Origin of the sequence: Alcanivorax sp., from assembly GCF_019431375.1 — a bacterium.
GTDB classification, from domain to species: Bacteria; Pseudomonadota; Gammaproteobacteria; order Pseudomonadales; family Alcanivoracaceae; genus Alcanivorax; species Alcanivorax jadensis_A.
In genome coordinates this window covers 2,368,096-2,383,380 of sequence record NZ_CP080267.1, presented here as the reverse complement: position 1 = coordinate 2,383,380, position 15,285 = coordinate 2,368,096, and the positions used below count along the sequence as shown (strand labels likewise).

At 59.8% G+C, this 15,285-nt stretch carries 15 protein-coding genes; 9 read left to right on the top strand and 6 right to left on the bottom strand.

Going from position 1 to position 15,285, the window contains the following annotated elements:
- Positions 1-253: 253 nt before the first annotated feature.
- On the bottom strand, positions 254-1,744 hold the full coding sequence (locus tag KZ772_RS11105; RefSeq protein ID WP_290536636.1) for a YifB family Mg chelatase-like AAA ATPase: 1,491 nt from the start codon (positions 1,742-1,744) through the stop codon (positions 254-256).
- A 144-nt stretch (positions 1,745-1,888) separates the two neighbouring features.
- Positions 1,889-2,137 carry an accessory factor UbiK family protein gene (locus KZ772_RS11100; protein ID WP_035250611.1) on the bottom strand — a complete coding sequence of 83 codons (249 nt, stop codon included), beginning with the start codon at positions 2,135-2,137 and terminating at the stop codon, positions 1,889-1,891.
- Between the two features lie 371 nt (positions 2,138-2,508).
- On the opposite strand from KZ772_RS11100, the gene glnK reads away from it, so the two are divergent.
- From glnK to KZ772_RS11085, 3 genes are all read left to right on the top strand, one after another.
- Entirely contained in the window at positions 2,509-2,847 is a 339-nt protein-coding gene (gene glnK / locus KZ772_RS11095) for a P-II family nitrogen regulator (protein WP_008930504.1), read from the top strand.
- 71 nt (positions 2,848-2,918) lie between these two features.
- A complete protein-coding gene (locus KZ772_RS11090) occupies positions 2,919-4,178 on the top strand; it encodes an ammonium transporter (protein ID WP_062814824.1) in 1,260 nt (419 codons plus the stop codon).
- Between the two features lie 139 nt (positions 4,179-4,317).
- Positions 4,318-5,517: a class I SAM-dependent rRNA methyltransferase gene (locus KZ772_RS11085; protein ID WP_290536635.1), complete on the top strand. Its 1,200-nt coding sequence runs from the start codon at positions 4,318-4,320 to the stop codon at positions 5,515-5,517.
- Between the two features lie 76 nt (positions 5,518-5,593).
- On the opposite strand, the gene KZ772_RS11080 is transcribed toward KZ772_RS11085, so the two are convergent.
- The 3 genes from KZ772_RS11080 to KZ772_RS11070 all read right to left on the bottom strand — a co-directional run bounded on the left by KZ772_RS11080 (position 5,594) and on the right by KZ772_RS11070 (position 7,662).
- Complete coding sequence (locus KZ772_RS11080; protein ID WP_290536634.1) at positions 5,594-5,977, bottom strand: nuclear transport factor 2 family protein; 384 nt, start codon at positions 5,975-5,977, stop codon at positions 5,594-5,596.
- A gap of 12 nt (positions 5,978-5,989) precedes the next feature.
- A complete protein-coding gene (locus KZ772_RS11075; RefSeq protein WP_290536633.1) occupies positions 5,990-6,955 on the bottom strand; it encodes a nitronate monooxygenase family protein in 966 nt (321 codons plus the stop codon).
- Between the two features lie 89 nt (positions 6,956-7,044).
- Positions 7,045-7,662, bottom strand: coding sequence for a TetR/AcrR family transcriptional regulator (locus tag KZ772_RS11070; RefSeq protein ID WP_290536632.1), 618 nt, complete (start codon positions 7,660-7,662; stop codon positions 7,045-7,047).
- Positions 7,663-7,785: 123 nt separating this feature from the next.
- On the opposite strand from KZ772_RS11070, the gene KZ772_RS11065 reads away from it, so the two are divergent.
- The 5 genes from KZ772_RS11065 (at position 7,786) to KZ772_RS11045 (ending at position 13,123) form a co-directional block, all read left to right on the top strand.
- On the top strand, positions 7,786-8,229 hold the full coding sequence (locus KZ772_RS11065; protein ID WP_290536631.1) for a GAF domain-containing protein: 444 nt from the start codon (positions 7,786-7,788) through the stop codon (positions 8,227-8,229).
- 88 nt (positions 8,230-8,317) lie between these two features.
- A complete protein-coding gene (gene creB / locus KZ772_RS11060) occupies positions 8,318-8,989 on the top strand; it encodes a two-component system response regulator CreB (RefSeq protein ID WP_290536630.1) in 672 nt (223 codons plus the stop codon).
- Positions 8,986-10,395 carry a two-component system sensor histidine kinase CreC gene (creC, locus tag KZ772_RS11055; protein WP_290536629.1) on the top strand — a complete coding sequence of 470 codons (1,410 nt, stop codon included), beginning with the start codon at positions 8,986-8,988 and terminating at the stop codon, positions 10,393-10,395. Before creB ends, creC begins: the two co-directional genes overlap by 4 nt.
- A gap of 311 nt (positions 10,396-10,706) precedes the next feature.
- Entirely contained in the window at positions 10,707-12,074 is a 1,368-nt protein-coding gene (creD, locus tag KZ772_RS11050; RefSeq protein ID WP_290536628.1) for a cell envelope integrity protein CreD, read from the top strand.
- Positions 12,075-12,448: 374 nt separating this feature from the next.
- Positions 12,449-13,123 carry an outer membrane beta-barrel protein gene (locus tag KZ772_RS11045; protein ID WP_290536627.1) on the top strand — a complete coding sequence of 225 codons (675 nt, stop codon included), beginning with the start codon at positions 12,449-12,451 and terminating at the stop codon, positions 13,121-13,123.
- A 227-nt stretch (positions 13,124-13,350) separates the two neighbouring features.
- On the opposite strand, the gene KZ772_RS11040 is transcribed toward KZ772_RS11045, so the two are convergent.
- Complete coding sequence (locus KZ772_RS11040) at positions 13,351-13,989, bottom strand: TetR/AcrR family transcriptional regulator (protein WP_290536626.1); 639 nt, start codon at positions 13,987-13,989, stop codon at positions 13,351-13,353.
- Between the two features lie 132 nt (positions 13,990-14,121).
- Here KZ772_RS11040 and KZ772_RS11035 point away from each other — a divergent pair, with 132 nt between their 5' ends.
- Positions 14,122-15,276, top strand: a complete 1,155-nt coding sequence (locus KZ772_RS11035) for an efflux RND transporter periplasmic adaptor subunit (RefSeq protein ID WP_290536625.1) — start codon at positions 14,122-14,124, stop codon at positions 15,274-15,276.
- Positions 15,277-15,285 lie beyond the last annotated feature (9 nt).

Genomic DNA, 15,285 nt, shown 5'->3' with positions numbered 1-15,285 from the left:
GGCAATGGGCCGGGGCGAGTCAGGAACAATAAAAAAAGAAAAGCGCAGTTCTACGGGGGTAGTCGCGCGGTTGTCATTTTAACGGGTTGTGGGGAAATGCATCATGCTGGATCAATACACTAGGCATCTCTATATGGAGAAATGCCTCAAGAGCGCGATTATCATCGTGCCACTGTCTTTGCTGGCTGCGCTGGTGGCGATACTGATCGCTGGCTGACTGGCAGCGCGGTGGCGGCAGCAAATCCGGGTTGGGTTATTGGGTATCCGCTACCGTTTGCCGGTAGCTCAGGGCTTCGCGTAGATGGTCCCGGTCGACGGTGTCTGTCCCGGCCAGGTCGGCGATAGTCCGTGCCACCCGGGCGCTGCGGTGCAGGGCGCGGGCGGACAATCCCATGCGGGTCATGACGTTGGCCAGCCAGTCCCGGTGGTGGCGTAGCAGCGGGTCCAGATCATCGCTGCCCAGTTCCCGGTTCAGCCGTCGCTGGCGTTGCCATTGCCGTTGCCAGGCCTGGCGGACCCGGGCGCGGACCGTGTCACTGGTTTCCCCCTGCCGATCACCGAGCAATTCCCGGGCTTCCACCGCGGGCACGTCCAGGTGCAGGTCAATGCGGTCCAGCAAGGGGCCCGACAGCTTGTTCTGATAGCGTTTGGCCTTGTCGCAACGATAGCCGCATCCCTTTTCCGGGTCGCCCAGATACCCGCAGGGGCAGGGGTTCATGGCGGCGATCAGTTGAAAGCGGGCCGGAAAGGTCAGCTGCTGGACGGCACGGGCAATACTCACCTCTCCGGTTTCCAGCGGTTCGCGTAATACCTCCAGCACCCGTCGGTCGAATTCCGGCAACTCATCAAGAAACAGGATGCCGTGGTGAGCCAGGGAAATTTCTCCCGGGCGCGGATGGCTGCCGCCGCCCACCAGGGCGGTGGCCGAAGCCGTGTGGTGGGGCGCCCGGTAGGGGCGTTGATGAAACAGGCGGGCCGGGCGGGGTTGCTTCAGGGAATGAATGGCCGCTACTTCCAGTGCCTGTTTCGGGTGCAATGGCGGCACCAGACCCGGCAGTCGTGAGGCGAGCATGCTTTTACCGGCGCCGGGAGGGCCGCTGAGCAACAGGGAATGGCCGCCAGCGGCGGCAATCTCCAATATCCGCTTGGCAGCGGCCTGGCCGCGGATTTCGGAGAGGCAGCCGCCCTCATAAGTGGTGGTTTCCGGTGCCGGGTGATCGTGGAATGGCAAAGGAGACTGGCCCACCAAATGGGCTGCCACCTGGGCAAGTTGGTCACCGGCCACGGTGTGGGCACCTGCCAGGGCAGCTTCATCCGCGTTGTCGCGGGGAACGATCAGGGTGCGGCCAGTGGGCTGGCAGGCCAGGGCGCAGGGCAGCATGCCGGGCACCGGGCTCAGGGCGCCATTTAATGCCAACTCACCGATAAATTCGTATTGGTTGCTGTCCAGCTTTCCGAGCTGGCCACTGGCCAGCAAGATGCCCAGGGCAATGGGCAGATCAAACCGACCACCATCCTTGGGCAGATCTGCCGGAGCCAGGCTCACGGTGATGCGCCGCTGGGGAAACTCAAAGCCGCTGTTGACCAGTGCCGAACGTACCCGGTCACGGCTTTCCCGCACCGCGGTGTCACCCATGCCGACAATGGTAAAGGCGGGGAGTCCCGGCGCCAGATGGGTTTCCACCCGCACCTCACGCGCCTGGATGCCCACTGGCGAGCGGCTGTACAGCAATGCGTGTGTCACGTTGCCTCGCAGAATTCAGGGTGTGCGAGGCAGTGTACGGGGAGGGGGGCGAGGTACGTGTGCGAGGTTGGCAGCGGCAGATGTAGGAAATCGGACTTTCGTAGGCGTCATGCGAGCATGGCGCCTACGGAAAAATACCGGGCGTCAGGCGTCCGTGGTTTTCTCCAGCTCCGCCACCTGCTTCTCCAGCGCTTCCAGCTTTTCCCGGGTGCGCATTAACACCTGCTGCTGAATATCGAACTCCTCCCGGGTAATCAGATCCAGGCGGCTGACGGCTTCTGCCAGCACGCTGCGCACATTGCGCTCCACTTCGTTGCGCAGGCCGCCCAGATCGGTGGGCAGGCGACCGCTGATGTCGGCCATCAGGCGGTCGATAAAGGGTTGATCAGGCATCTCGAATCTCCATCGGGGACAAGGGGCACTGGTGGGCCCGGGCCGCCGGGAATGCGGTCTTTGGCGGCGGTCCTTGTATTGGTGGGCGGATGGTAGCACGGTGTCCGGGGGCGCGGCACCGGCGGTGCAGGGCAGAGGCGTTGCACCAAGTTGGAACCCGCCCCAAGGTGGTGCGCTATAATGGCGCGCCGAGCCCGTTTCCTGAATCGGGATCGGGGTATAACCCACTGAAAATGCATGATTTTCTAAAACTGGCATGGGTCGTGCACTTGTTGGGTCAGAGCGTTCGAGCATACTGTGGATCGGGAACCATAACGGGGCTCGAAGTGAAACGGACGACACCGGACGCGGTGAAAGCTGAGGAGAATGAAATGAAACTGGTTACTGCCGTAATTAAGCCGTTCAAATTGGATGACGTGCGTGAAGCACTCTCCGAGATCGGCGTGCAAGGCATCACCGTTACCGAGGTGAAAGGCTTTGGACGCCAGAAAGGTCACACCGAGCTGTACCGGGGTGCCGAGTACGTGGTGGATTTTCTGCCCAAGGTAAAAATCGAGGTGGCCATCGCCGAGTCCTCTCTGGATCAGGTGATTGAAGCCATCGCGAAAGCTGCCAATACCGGCAAGATTGGTGACGGCAAGATCTTTGTCACCTCCCTGGAGCAAGCCATTCGTATCCGTACCGGCGAGACCGGTGAGGACGCGATTTAAGTTTTACCGTGTTGTAAATCGACCCATGCCAGGGTTTAGAGAACACGCTTCCATTTTCGGAGGGTTGCATTGTGGAAAATCAAATTTTTGAACTTCAGTACGCCATGGACACCTTTTACTTTCTGGTGTGTGGCGCATTGGTAATGTGGATGGCTGCCGGTTTTGCCATGCTGGAAGCCGGTCTGGTGCGTGCCAAAAACACCACCGAAATCCTGACCAAAAACGTGGCGCTGTTTGCCATTAGCTGCATCATGTACCTGGTGTGTGGTTACGCCATCATGTACGGCGGCGGCATCTTCCTGGACGGTATCGAAGCCTTCGATCTGGCCGGTGTGCTGAGTGCCTCTGCGGAGAACGGTTTCGACGGTGATTCCGTATATTCCGGCGCGTCTGACTTCTTCTTCCAGGTGGTGTTCGTGGCGACAGCCATGTCCATTGTCTCCGGTGCGGTTGCCGAGCGCATGAAGCTGTGGGCCTTCCTGGCTTTCGCAGTGGTCATGACCGGTGTGATCTACCCGCTGGAAGGCTCCTGGACCTGGGGTGGTGCCGACGTATTCGGTCTGTACAACCTGGGCGACCTGGGCTTCTCTGACTTCGCCGGTTCCGGCATCGTGCACATGGCCGGTGCGGCTGCTGCCCTGGCAGGTGTACTGCTGCTGGGTGCCCGTAAAGGCAAGTACGGCCCGAACGGTGAAGTGCACGCTATCCCCGGTGCCAACCTGCCGCTGGCTACCCTGGGTACCTTCATCCTGTGGATGGGCTGGTTCGGCTTCAACGGTGGTTCCGTACTGAAGCTGGGTGATGCTGCCAACGCACACTCTGTGGCCATGGTCTTCCTGAACACCAACGCCGCTGCTGCGGGTGGTGCGGTTGCTGCCCTGATCGTTGGCCGCATCCTGTTCGGCAAGGCTGACCTGACCATGCTGCTCAACGGTGCCCTGGCTGGCCTGGTTGCCATCACTGCCGAGCCGTCCACTCCGACTCCGCTGTTGGCTACCCTGTTCGGTGCCGCTGGTGGTGTGCTGGTCGTGTTCAGCATCCTGACTCTGGACAAGCTGAAGATCGACGATCCGGTCGGTGCCATCTCCGTCCACGGTGTGGTTGGTCTGCTGGGTCTGCTGCTGGTACCGGTTACCAACGCTGATGTGTCCTTCTCCGGCCAGATCATCGGTGCAGCTACCATCTTCATCTGGGTATTCGTGGCCAGCCTGATCGTCTGGGGCATCCTGAAAGCCGTCATGGGCATCCGGGTTTCCGAGGAAGACGAGTACGAAGGCATGGACATCGCCGACTGCGGCATGGAAGCCTACCCGGAATTCGTGAAAGGTTAATCCTTCTCAACGATTTCCCTGAGATTAAAGGGCGCCTCCGGGCGCCCTTTTTTTGTTTGGCAGATTGGGGTTTGCTGGCAAGGTTGTATCGATTGTTGGCGTGTTATCATTCGCCTTTTAATGGCGAGTGGCAGACCCAATGACAGAGCAGACAGTAATCCGGCTTCGTAAAAACGAAGAACGCCGCCTCAAGGCCGGCCACCTTTGGGTCTACGCCAATGAAATCGACACCCGCCATACACCACTGCGGGACCTGCCCGCCGGCGTTGCCTGCGTGGTCGAAGACAGCCGCGGCAAGCCGCTGGGCCGGGCCCTGCTCAGCCCCCATTCGTTGATTGCCGCCCGTCTCTATAGCCGTGACGTGAAACAGGAGCTGTCGCGCAGTTTCTTCAAGAAACGCATCGAACAGGCACTGGCCCTGCGCGAGACCCTGTTCGATGCGCCCAGCTACCGGCTGATCTTCGGCGAAGCCGACGGCCTGCCCGGGCTGGTGGTGGATCGTTTCGGTGATGTGCTGGTGGTGCAAACCGGTTCCGGCGCCATGGAAGCGCACCTGGACACTATCGTCAGCGCCCTGGATGCGGTGCTTAACCCGACCCATATCATTGCCAAGAACGAAGCTGCGGCCCGGGAAATTGAGGGCATGGAGCGTTACACCAAGGCATTGAAAGGCGATCTTCTTGACGAGGTATCGCTTACCGAAAACGGCGCTAACTTTGTGGCACCGCTGGCAGAAGGGCAGAAAACAGGCTGGTTCTACGACCACCGCAGTGCCCGCCAGGCCATGGCGCCGCTGGCAAAAGGGGCGCGGGTGCTGGACGTGTTTTCCTACTGTGGCGGCTGGGGTATTCAGGCGGCACTGGCCGGGGCCGAATCGGTCACCTGTGTGGATGCCTCGGAAACCGCCACCGACTATGTGCATCGCAATGCGGAGCTGAACGGGGTGGCGGACAAGGTGGGCAGCATTCAGGGTGATGCCTTTGCCGCCATGAAGCAGCTGATTGCCGATGGCGAAAAGTACGATCTGCTGGTGCTGGATCCGCCGGCCTTCGTGAAACGCAAAAAGGATTTCAAGAACGGCCTGGCCGGTTACCACGCCATCAATGAGCTGGCCCTGCGGCTGATCAAGCCGGGCGGTTACCTGATCTCCGCGTCTTGCTCCATGCACATGCCGGCGGATCGTTTGCTGGAAGTGGTCCACAGCAGTGCCCGACACATTGACCGCAGTGTGCAGGTGATTGGCTACCAGGGGCAGGGGCCGGATCATCCGATACACCCGGCCATTGCCGAGACCTCCTACCTGAAGAGCTGGTTCTGTCGGGTGAATTTCAGTCTGTAAATCGCCACTGGCCAAGCTGGACAGTGGCGACGTCGTTAGTGCTGTGGTGCTGTCTTTCTGGCCGCGCAGGAAGTCGTTATTGCAGTTTTCTTAGCATGGCTGCCATTCGGGTTCGCACCACCTCAATGGCCTTGTATGGGCGGATCATCACCTTGAAATCGGCGATTTTCCCGTCCTCATTCCACTGGATCATGTCCACGCCGTTGACAGCGATGCCGTCCAGCTCCAGAGCAAATTCCAGCACCGAATGCTCGCCATCGTTCACTTCACGGACATAACGGAAGCTGTCGTTCAGCAGCACGTGCAGTGCCGCTGTCAGGTAGGTAGTGGTCAGTGCCTTGCCGGTTTGCGGGGTATGCACCAGCGGTGAATGGAACACCGCCTGATCGGCAATCAGGTCACTGAGCGCCTGCGGGTCGCGGGTTTTTACCACTGCGTGCCAGGCATCAATATTCGCCATGGGATGTCTCCTTCAGGCTGCACTCAGTGCGCGGCGGGCCTGGTCATATTCGTCCGCCAGTCGGGCGATGGCATCGCCGGCGCTCTGGATGGCGTCCACCGCGCCAATGCCTTGGCCGCAGCCCCAGATATCCTTCCAGGCCTTCTTGTCGGAATCACCACCGGAGCCGAAGTTCATGGCGGACGGATCGCTTTCCGGCAGGTTGTTCGGGTCCATGCCGGCATTGACGATGGACGGTGCCAGGTAGTTGCCGTGCACCCCGGTGAACAGGTTGCTGTAGACAATATCCTCTGCGCGGCTGTCTACGATCATCTGCTTGTAGCCCTGGGCGGCATTGGCTTCTTCGGTGGCAATGAACATGGAGCCGATATAGGCCAGGTCGGCGCCCATGGCCTGGGCGGCCAGCACGCTGTGGCCGCTGGCGATGGAGCCGGACAGGGCCAGCGGGCCGTCGAACCAGGTGCGCAGTTCCTGGATCAGCGCAAACGGCGACTGGGTGCCGGCGTGGCCACCGGCACCGGCGGCCACGGCGATCAGGCCGTCGGCGCCTTTCTCGATGGCCTTGCGGCCGAAGCGGTCATTGATCACGTCGTGCATCACCATTCCACCCCAGCCATGTACCGCCTGGTTCACTTCCTCGCGGGCTCCCAGCGAGGTGATCACCATGGGCACCTGGTACTTTTCACACAGCTCCAGATCCTTCTCCAGCCGGTCGTTGGAGCGGTGCACGATCTGGTTCACCGCAAAGGGGGCGGCGGGCTGGTCCGGGTGATCCCGGTCCCAGGCGGCCAGCTCTTCGGTGATGCGGTGCAGCCACTCGTCCAGTTGCGACAGGGGGCGTGCATTGAGGGAAGGAAAGGAGCCGATGATGCCGGCCTTGCACTGGGCCAGCACCAGATCCGGGTTGGAAATAATGAACAGGGGTGAGCCCATCACCGGAAGGCGCAGGCGGTCAGCAATAGAAGCGGGCAGGGACATGACGGGTCCTCCAGTAATTGATTTACTCTGTAAAATTTACACCGTATAAGTTAAAGGTCAAGCCCCGTCCAAGCCGGTGAGCGAAATGGTCAGTGATCCAGGGTGGGGGGATTCACGCGCATGCCCGCATACAGGGTGCGCATAATCTTTTCGCGCAGGGTGTCGCCATCCATGCCACGCAGGCCGCTGGCCAGCTCCAGCACAACGATGCCGTGCAGGGTGGCCCAGAACATATAGCCGATCAGCTGGGCGTCCCCTTCCAGCAGGCCGGCGTCAATCATCTCGCGCACATAGGCCACCATGGTTTCCTGGGCGCGCAGATTGGCCTGGCGCAGCTCCGGGTAACGTTCTTCGTCGGGCTGGGTGAAGGAAAAGATCAGCTGATAGGCCGCCGGGTAGGTCTTGGCAAAGGTCACATAGGCATCGCCCACCGCCCGGGCCTTGGCGCGGGCATCCGGGGCCTGCTGCACCGCCTGTTCCAGGTTGGCGGAAAAGCGGTGGAAGGCTTCTGCGCGCACGGTGGCAAGAATCTCGTCCTTGTCCTGGAAATAGCGGTAGGGGGTCATGGGGCTGACGCCGAGGGTGCTGGCGATCTGACGCATGGTCACATTCTGCGGCCCCCGTTCGATAAACAGCCGGGTGGCCACATCACAGACCTTGTCGCGGAAGGCGGCAATTTCTTCGTCGGTTTTGGGCTTCTTCGCCAAGCGTGTCGCTCCGGGGCCGGAATTCAGGCTTACAGTGTAAACGATGTGGGCCTTACAACCGAAACCGGCACATAAATTGAATGAATCCTGATAAATTCCTGATGGCGACAATAAGGTGGCGTTGTGCCTCTACCTCCCGATTTTATGCAGGCCCGCGTGGACGCGGTGAAGAACCGTCTTGATGTGCAGGTGTGCAGCCTTTACCAGGCGGATGAGATCCATGAGAGCCTGGAGATCGTGGCCACCAGTGGCCTCAACCGCAACGCCCTGGGGGCCACCCTGTCGTTCCAGCAGGGGCTTACCGGCAAGGTGGCCCGCAGCCGGAGCCCGGTGGTGGCCCGGGACATCAAGGCTCACGCCGAATACCACTATGTGCCCGGCTCCGATGAGGAACGTTTCCAGAGCTACCTGGGTATTCCCCTGGAGCAGGCAGGGCGCCTCTACGGGGTGCTGGTGGTGCAGACCGAAGCGAAGAAAACGTTCTTTCTGAAGGATATCCGTGAGCTGCACAGTGCCGGCAAGGATCTGCTCGATGCACTGAAGCTGGTCACGCGCCAGGCATCCTGATCCCGTCATTGTGATGGGCCGAGACCTCCTTCCTTGGGCTGACTGTCCTCTCTGGTTATGATGCGATGGTCTTGGCAGGGGAATGGCTGTGAGCCGAATCTTGATTGTGGATGATGAACCGCGCATTGCGGAGCCGTTGATGTTTGCGCTGGAACGCGAGCATTTCTCGGTGGACCATGTGCCGCTGGGTCAGCAAGCGCTGGAACGTCTCGCCACCCGGGCCTTTGATCTGGTAGTGCTGGATGTGGGCCTGCCGGACCTGAACGGCTTCGAGGTGCTCAAGCAACTGCGCCAGTCCAGCCAGGTGCCGGTGTTGTTCCTGACCGCCCGCCAGGATGAGGTGGATCGAATCCTCGGTCTGGAACTGGGCGGCGATGATTATGTCACCAAACCCTTCAGCCCCCGCGAAGTGGTGGCACGCGTTCGCGCCATTCTTAAACGGCTTTCCCCGCGTGCGGATGATCGTGCCGCCAGCCTGTGGCAACTGGATGAGGCCGGTGCGCAGATTCTGTTCCGTGGCACCGCACTGACACTCACCCGTTCCGAATTCCGTATTCTCTCCGCCTTGCTGAAACATCCCGGCCAGGTGTTCACCCGGGCGCAATTGCTGGATATCTGCGACAGTGATGAAGACAGCTTCGAACGCAGTGTGGATACCCATATCAAGACCCTGCGCGGGAAATTGCGGCCACTGGACGGCGAGCATCTTGTCGCCACCCGCCGGGGTATTGGCTACTACCTGGAGAGCGTCGCGGAATGAAGCTCGGGCAGCGCCTACTGGTGTTCTACTTCCTGATTCTCGGGCTGGTGGGCTGGTTCGTGCTCGATCTGGTGTTCGGCCAGGCCAAACCGTTGGTGCGTCAGTCCGCTGAGGAAACCCTGGTGGACGCCGCCAACCTGCTGGCGGAAATCGTCGCTGAAGATACGAATAACGGCGAGATTGTGATTACGCCGTCCCTGCGCCAGGCGCTCAACCGTTATGCCGGCCGCACCCCGGATGCGAATATCTGGGGCCTGAAAAAAGATCGCATCCATACCCATATTTATATTACCGGCCCCACTGGCACCGTGTTGTTCGATTCGAAGGGCCAGGATGAAGGCCAGGATTTTTCCCGCTGGAACGATGTGCACCTGACCCTGCAAGGGCGCTATGGGGCGCGCACCACCCGCAGCGACCCGGATGATCCGTCCACCTCGGTGATGTATGTGGCCGCGCCGATCCGCGATGGCGGCAGCCTGATCGGGGTGATCAGCCTGGGTAAACCGGGCCGGGCTATCGAGCCCTTTGTGCAACTGGCGGAACGCCATCTGATGTTGTATGGCGGCCTGGCCCTGTTGGGTTGCCTGGTGCTGGGGGTGCTGCTGGCCTGGTGGCTCAGTCGTCGGGTCAATCGCTTGCGCCGCTATGCGGAGGCGGTGGCCAACAACGAACGCCCGGCGCCGCCGGTGTTTCGAGGCAACGACGAAATTCGCGATCTGGCCGATGCGGTCACTGCAATGCGCCGGCGCCTGGAAGAGCGGGCACGGCTGGAAGATAACGTCAGTCTGCTGACCCACGAAATGAAAAGCCCGCTGGCGGCCATTCGCGGCGCCGGGGAAATTCTTCACGATGAAATCAGCGACCCGTCACTGACCCGCTTTACCGATAACGTGATCCACGAAAGCCAGCGACTCAGCGACCTGTTGGATCGACTGCTGGCCATGGCCAAACTGGAAAAGCTGGAAAGCCTGCCCGCCCGCAAGAGTCGTGTCACTATTTCTGCGCTGGTGGAAGAGTGGCAGCGCAGTCGTTTTTCTCTAGTGGCGGACAAGCATCTGGAGGTCAGCGTCAACGACGGTGTTCTTCAGGCCGAAGCCGAAACCCTCAAGCTGGCTCTGTTCAACCTGCTGGATAACGCCCTGCGGTTTGCCAACGCGGAAACCACCCTCACAGTGCAAGTGGCAGGAGATCGCCTGACTGTGGAAAACATCGGTCCGCCCATCCCTGATTACGCACTGGACCGCGTCACCGAACGCTTCTATTCCCTGCCAGCCCCAGGCCAAGACAAAAGCTCCGGCCTGGGGCTGGCGATGGTTAACGAAGTCGCCAGCCTCCACGGCGGCAGCCTGACATTAACCAACACCGACAACGGCGTCCGCGCCACCCTGATAATTCCCCAGCACTAAAAACGCTTTCCGTAGGAGCGTCGCTGGCGGCGAGATCAAAAGCATTTCACCACAGAGGGCACAGAGTACACAGAGAAGAACCTGCCTTCTCCTCTGTGACCTCTGTAGTAAGTCAGTCAGGTATTGGGTTTATGCACTTCGTGCACCCTGCGGGCTTACCTTCGCGAGCTTAGTTCCTACAGCCAGGTTTAGGGTTTGATTTTCCTTGTAGCTCGCTGCTTGAAGCTTGTAGCTATCTCCCCCCACACAATCCCCACAAAACCCCCAACCTGACTTCGCACACTGCTCTCTCCATATGAGGGAGAGGAACCATGCGACCCAACCTGTTATTGAAAATGCTCACCATCGCCGGCCTGCTGATGGTGCTGGTGATTCCCCTGTTGATGATCCAGGACAAGGTCCGCGACCGCAGCAATGAAGCCTGGCAAGTCAAACAACAGATCGCTCGCCAGGTCAGCGGCGAACAACAGATCAGTGGCCCGGTGATTGTTACCCAACGTGTCCGTAAGCAATTGGTGGAAAAGACGGATTGTCGCCGCGGCGACAGCTGTACCGTGGTGGAAAAACGCACTGTGCTGGAAAGCCAGATTCCTGACGCCCTGAATGTGGATGGTCAGCTACAGACACAGATGCGTTACCGGGGGATCTACGGCACGCCGGTCTATCGCAGCCTGCTGCATCTGGAAGCGGTCTTTCCAGCCAACTGGCAGCACGTCAAACAACCGGAGCAGGTGGTGGCGTCGCGGCCATCGTTGCTTGTGTTGCAGATCAGCGATCTGCGCGGGCTGGTAGAGCGTCCACAGATCCTGGTCAACGATGTGCCTCTGGCGCTGGTGGAAACCGAACAGCTACCGTCCGGGCTGGGCGCCAACGCGGTGGCAGTGCAATTGCCCGATGAACTGGCGGGAGCCTTTACCGTCAAGGTGCGGTTGAACCTGAACGGCACAGAATCCCTGGCTGCCTTGCCGCTGGCCAAGGAAACCCGAATCGGGCTGCGCGCAGATTGGCCGCACCCCAGCTTCGAAGGGCTGGTATTACCTGTGGAAAGAGAGATCAATGCCGACGGCTTCACCAGCCAGTGGCGCACCAACAGCCTGGCGGCAGCCAGCGCCATCCTCTGCGCCAGGGGTGACGGCGCCTGTGGCGATGCCAGTCAAGCCCTGCGAGTAAGACTGGTGCAGCCGGTGACCGGGTTGTTGTCCAGCGAACGGGCACTGAAATACAGCTACCTGATTGTCGGCCTGACGTTCGCCGCTTTCTTCCTGTTCGAGATATTGCGTCGCTACCCGTTGCACGCCATGCAGTATCTGCTGGTGGGTCTGGCGCTGGCCATGTTCTACCTGCTGCTGGTTGCCCTTAGCGAGCACATCGATTTCGCCCTGGCGTATCTGGCCGCAGCGCTGTCCTGCTGTGCCTTGATCGGCGTCTATTTGATGGCGGTACTGCGATCACCGAAATCCGGCTGGATCTTCGCTGTCAGTCTGCTACTGGTGCAGGGCCTGATCTACGGCATCCTGATGGCAGAAGATTACGCCCTGCTGCTGGGCGCCCTGTTACTGTTCGCCGCCCTGGCCCTGGTGATGGTGGTTACTCGTAATCTGGACTGGTATGCCTTCGCGGTACCCGGCAAGGCCATGGCGAAAACAAACGCGGAACCGAGTGGTTGGCATGACGAGTAATCGCATCGCACGTTTGCTACGGGCCAGCCGACGTTTTCCTGCCCAACGCCGCGGTTTGCTGGAACGGGCCCTGCGCCTGTCCCAGCAGGCTCTTGCCGGCAACGCCGAGGATTGTGAAGCCCTGTTATGGCTGGGAATCATTTGGTGGCAATTGGGGGCGCGCCGTCGTGGTAGGGCGATTTTAAGAGCAGTACATCATTCGATTTAGTTAAGCCGGGTTTCCCTGCGATGCCGATTAACAACAGCACAAGTAGGGCAATCTTGTGGATATTGCGGTTTTTTTACAATTGGGTTACTACTTAACGCGGATCGAGGGAGCCCATGAACGGGTTCAGGATGGCCTTGGTTCATTTTTATTAATCAGGGAGAAATTCATGAATAAGAAAATTCCAGTATTTGCGATTGCCGCGCTTGCCGGTGCCATCAGCCAGACTGCCATGGCTGAAGCGCCTTCTTTCAACTACGTGCAGTTCGACTATGTTGTATCCGGTGACTCGGAAGTTAGTGAGGGCGGCCTGTCCGAGTCCTTTGATCTTGAACAGGGGTTTGGTCTACAAGGCGGTTTCGAAATCGGTGACTATGTCATGGTCATGGGCCGGCATTTGTCGCTGGACTATGAGGATGACCTGGGTTTTGCATTGGGTGAAGCTGAAAATGCCGTGTTTAACGACATGACGTTTATTGGTGTCGGTGCGCATATCCCGGTGGCGGATATGATCGACCTTTATGGTGCAGTCGGGTTCAGCCGGCCAACGTTCATTGGTATTGCCGGTGAGGGGTATGGCCTGGAAGTCGGCGCCCGTGCCAACTTTGAAATGGTGACTGCATCACTTTGGTACAACATGGCTGATACGGATACCAAGATCGGTGCGGATTCCCTGGATATTGACCCGGAATTACTGGGGCTGGATGTGGCCATCTCCTTCGCCCCGGATGCGCCAGAGCTGGTATTGGGGTACGTTGATGCGACCCACGAACTCGAGATTGACAACGATAAACTTGACCTGGATTACGATCACTTCTCCATTGGTGTAAGAAAATCCTTCTGATCGTCCTGACCCGGGATCCGCTTGCGGATCCCGTTTTTCTTCTTGCTCCAGGAAAAATACTTCCATCCTTATGAGTCAACGGAAAATTTTCTTTCACGTGTTTAGTGATCGAATACCTTTTGAGTTTTAAAAAAGAGGCCGCGCTCCTCCATCCAGGAACGCGGCCTCTTTGTTTCCAGTATCGACAAATGCTATTGCGCGAACTATTAACTATTCACTGTTAACTATTAACTGCTTTTCCCGTATGCCCGTAAAAACAACGCCACCACCTGTTCCGCATGGGGCTGTGCTTCGCTGGCCGTCATCGGCTGCTGATAGCCGATCATGACGCGCATGTGTTGACAGCCCTGCAGCAGGGCAAAGAAGTTTTCCGATGCCTGCTTGGGATCACTGACATCAAGCTGACCGGCGGCATTGGCGCTGCGGATCAGGTTTTCCATGGCGGTGAGCGTACGTTGCGGGCCGGCCTCGAAAAACAGGCGTGCCATTTCCGGGTCCTGAGTGGCCTGGCTGTTCATCAGCCGTTGCAGCTCCACGGCGTCCGGGCTGTGGATCAGCTCGAGAAAGGCCAGCCCGATCTTGGTAAGGGTGGTGCGCAGGGGCTGTTTCTCGTCCAGCTCGAAGATTGGCACCGGCAGCATATTCTGGCATTTCGCCTCAATGGCGGCGGAAAACAACGTTTCCTTGTCGCTGAAATGGCTATAAACCGTCAGTTTGGAGACCCCGGCTTCCTTGGCCACCGCATCCATGCTGGTGCCCGCAAATCCTTGGGAAACAAAGAGTTTCTTGGCGGAATCCAGGATGGCGGCGCGCTTGGCCGGATCCTTGGGGCGGCCGCGGGTGGCGGGGGCTGAAGTCTCTGTCATCTGGCTCACATTTCAATACTGGACGGTTTAGTTTAATAAAATTACTATACTGGACAGTATAGCATAAAGGGAAGGCACCGTCGGTGGCCTTCAAGGTGCAACACGGGTTAGCAAGGGGAGAGGGTCGTTGCCATGTTTCGTTCACTGTTGATACCGGGTCTGGTTATCGGGGTCGTTGGGGCCCTCAGCCTGCAGGCCTGCTCCGATGCGGAATCCGGGAAAACCGAAGCACCGCGCCCGGCCCTGGTGGTCCAGCCGTTGACCGCCGGTGCCAGTCAGGATGTGTTTCCCGGCGAAGTCCGTGCCCGCTACGAGCCGGAGCTGGGCTTTCGCATCGCCGGCAAGATCAGTCAGCGCAAGGTGGATGTGGGTGATCGCGTCAGCAAGGGCGATGTGCTGGCCACCCTGGACACCGATGACGTGAACCTGCAGCTGGACGCCGCCCGTGCCCGCTTTGCCTCTGCCCAGGCTGATCACAAGCTGGCCCGCAGCGAGCTGGATCGTCACCAGGCCCTGCTCGAACGCCAGGTCATCAGCCGCTCCCAGTATGACAGTGTGGAAAGCCGTTTCGATGCGGCCCAGGCCCAGCTGCGCCAGGCCCGCGCCAACCTGAATGTGGCCCGCAACCAGACCGACTACGCCACTCTCAAGGCGCCCCAGGACGGGGTGATCGCCCAGCGTCTGGCGGAAGCCGGCCAGGTGGTGGCCGCCGGCCAGCCAGTGTTTGTGCTGGCGGTGGATGGCGACCGGGAAGTGCGCATCGACCTGCCCGAGCAGGATGTGGGCCGGTTCGTCATCGGCATGCCAGTGGCCATCGAACTGTGGTCACGCAAGGGCAAGGTGTTCCCGGGCACCCTGCGGGAGCTTTCCCCGTCCGCAGACCCGCGTTCACGCACCTTTGAAGCCCGGGTGGCCTTTGATAACGATGATGTGGGTGCGGACCTGGGCCAGTCAGCTCGGGTGGTGGCCAGTGGCGCCGCCGGCAATGGTGTGCTCACGCTGCCCCTGGCTGCGGTTACTGCGGAGGGGGATGAGCGATATGTCTGGGCGGTGAACCCTGCAGATTCCAGCCTGATAAAAACCCCGGTGGAAACTGGTGCCTATGGTGCGGAAACCATCCCTGTGCTGTCAGGCCTGCAAGCGGATACCTGGGTGGTAGCCGCCGGTACCCATTTGCTTCGTGAAGGGCAGACGGTGATCCCCGTGGATCGCCAGAATCGGCAGATCGAACTGGCGGCAGCAGACACCCGATCCCCGGCCGATGACGCCGAGACCGAGAGCGAATAGGGAGCACCA

Bases quoted from the DNA above. Each gene is read 5' to 3' on its own strand.
- KZ772_RS11035 (WP_290536625.1), top strand. From the start codon at position 14,122: ATGTTTCGTTCACTGTTGATACCGGGTCTGGTTATCGGGGTCGTTGGG.
- KZ772_RS11075 (WP_290536633.1), bottom strand. From the start codon at position 6,955: ATGTCCCTGCCCGCTTCTATTGCTGACCGCCTGCGCCTTCCGGTGATG.
- creD (WP_290536628.1), top strand. From the start codon at position 10,707: ATGCGACCCAACCTGTTATTGAAAATGCTCACCATCGCCGGCCTGCTG.
- KZ772_RS11045 (WP_290536627.1), top strand. From the start codon at position 12,449: ATGAATAAGAAAATTCCAGTATTTGCGATTGCCGCGCTTGCCGGTGCC.
- KZ772_RS11085 (WP_290536635.1), top strand. From the start codon at position 4,318: ATGACAGAGCAGACAGTAATCCGGCTTCGTAAAAACGAAGAACGCCGC.
- KZ772_RS11080 (WP_290536634.1), bottom strand. From the start codon at position 5,977: ATGGCGAATATTGATGCCTGGCACGCAGTGGTAAAAACCCGCGACCCG.
- KZ772_RS11100 (WP_035250611.1), bottom strand. From the start codon at position 2,137: ATGCCTGATCAACCCTTTATCGACCGCCTGATGGCCGACATCAGCGGT.
- KZ772_RS11040 (WP_290536626.1), bottom strand. From the start codon at position 13,989: ATGACAGAGACTTCAGCCCCCGCCACCCGCGGCCGCCCCAAGGATCCG.
- glnK (WP_008930504.1), top strand. From the start codon at position 2,509: ATGAAACTGGTTACTGCCGTAATTAAGCCGTTCAAATTGGATGACGTG.
- creC (WP_290536629.1), top strand. From the start codon at position 8,986: ATGAAGCTCGGGCAGCGCCTACTGGTGTTCTACTTCCTGATTCTCGGG.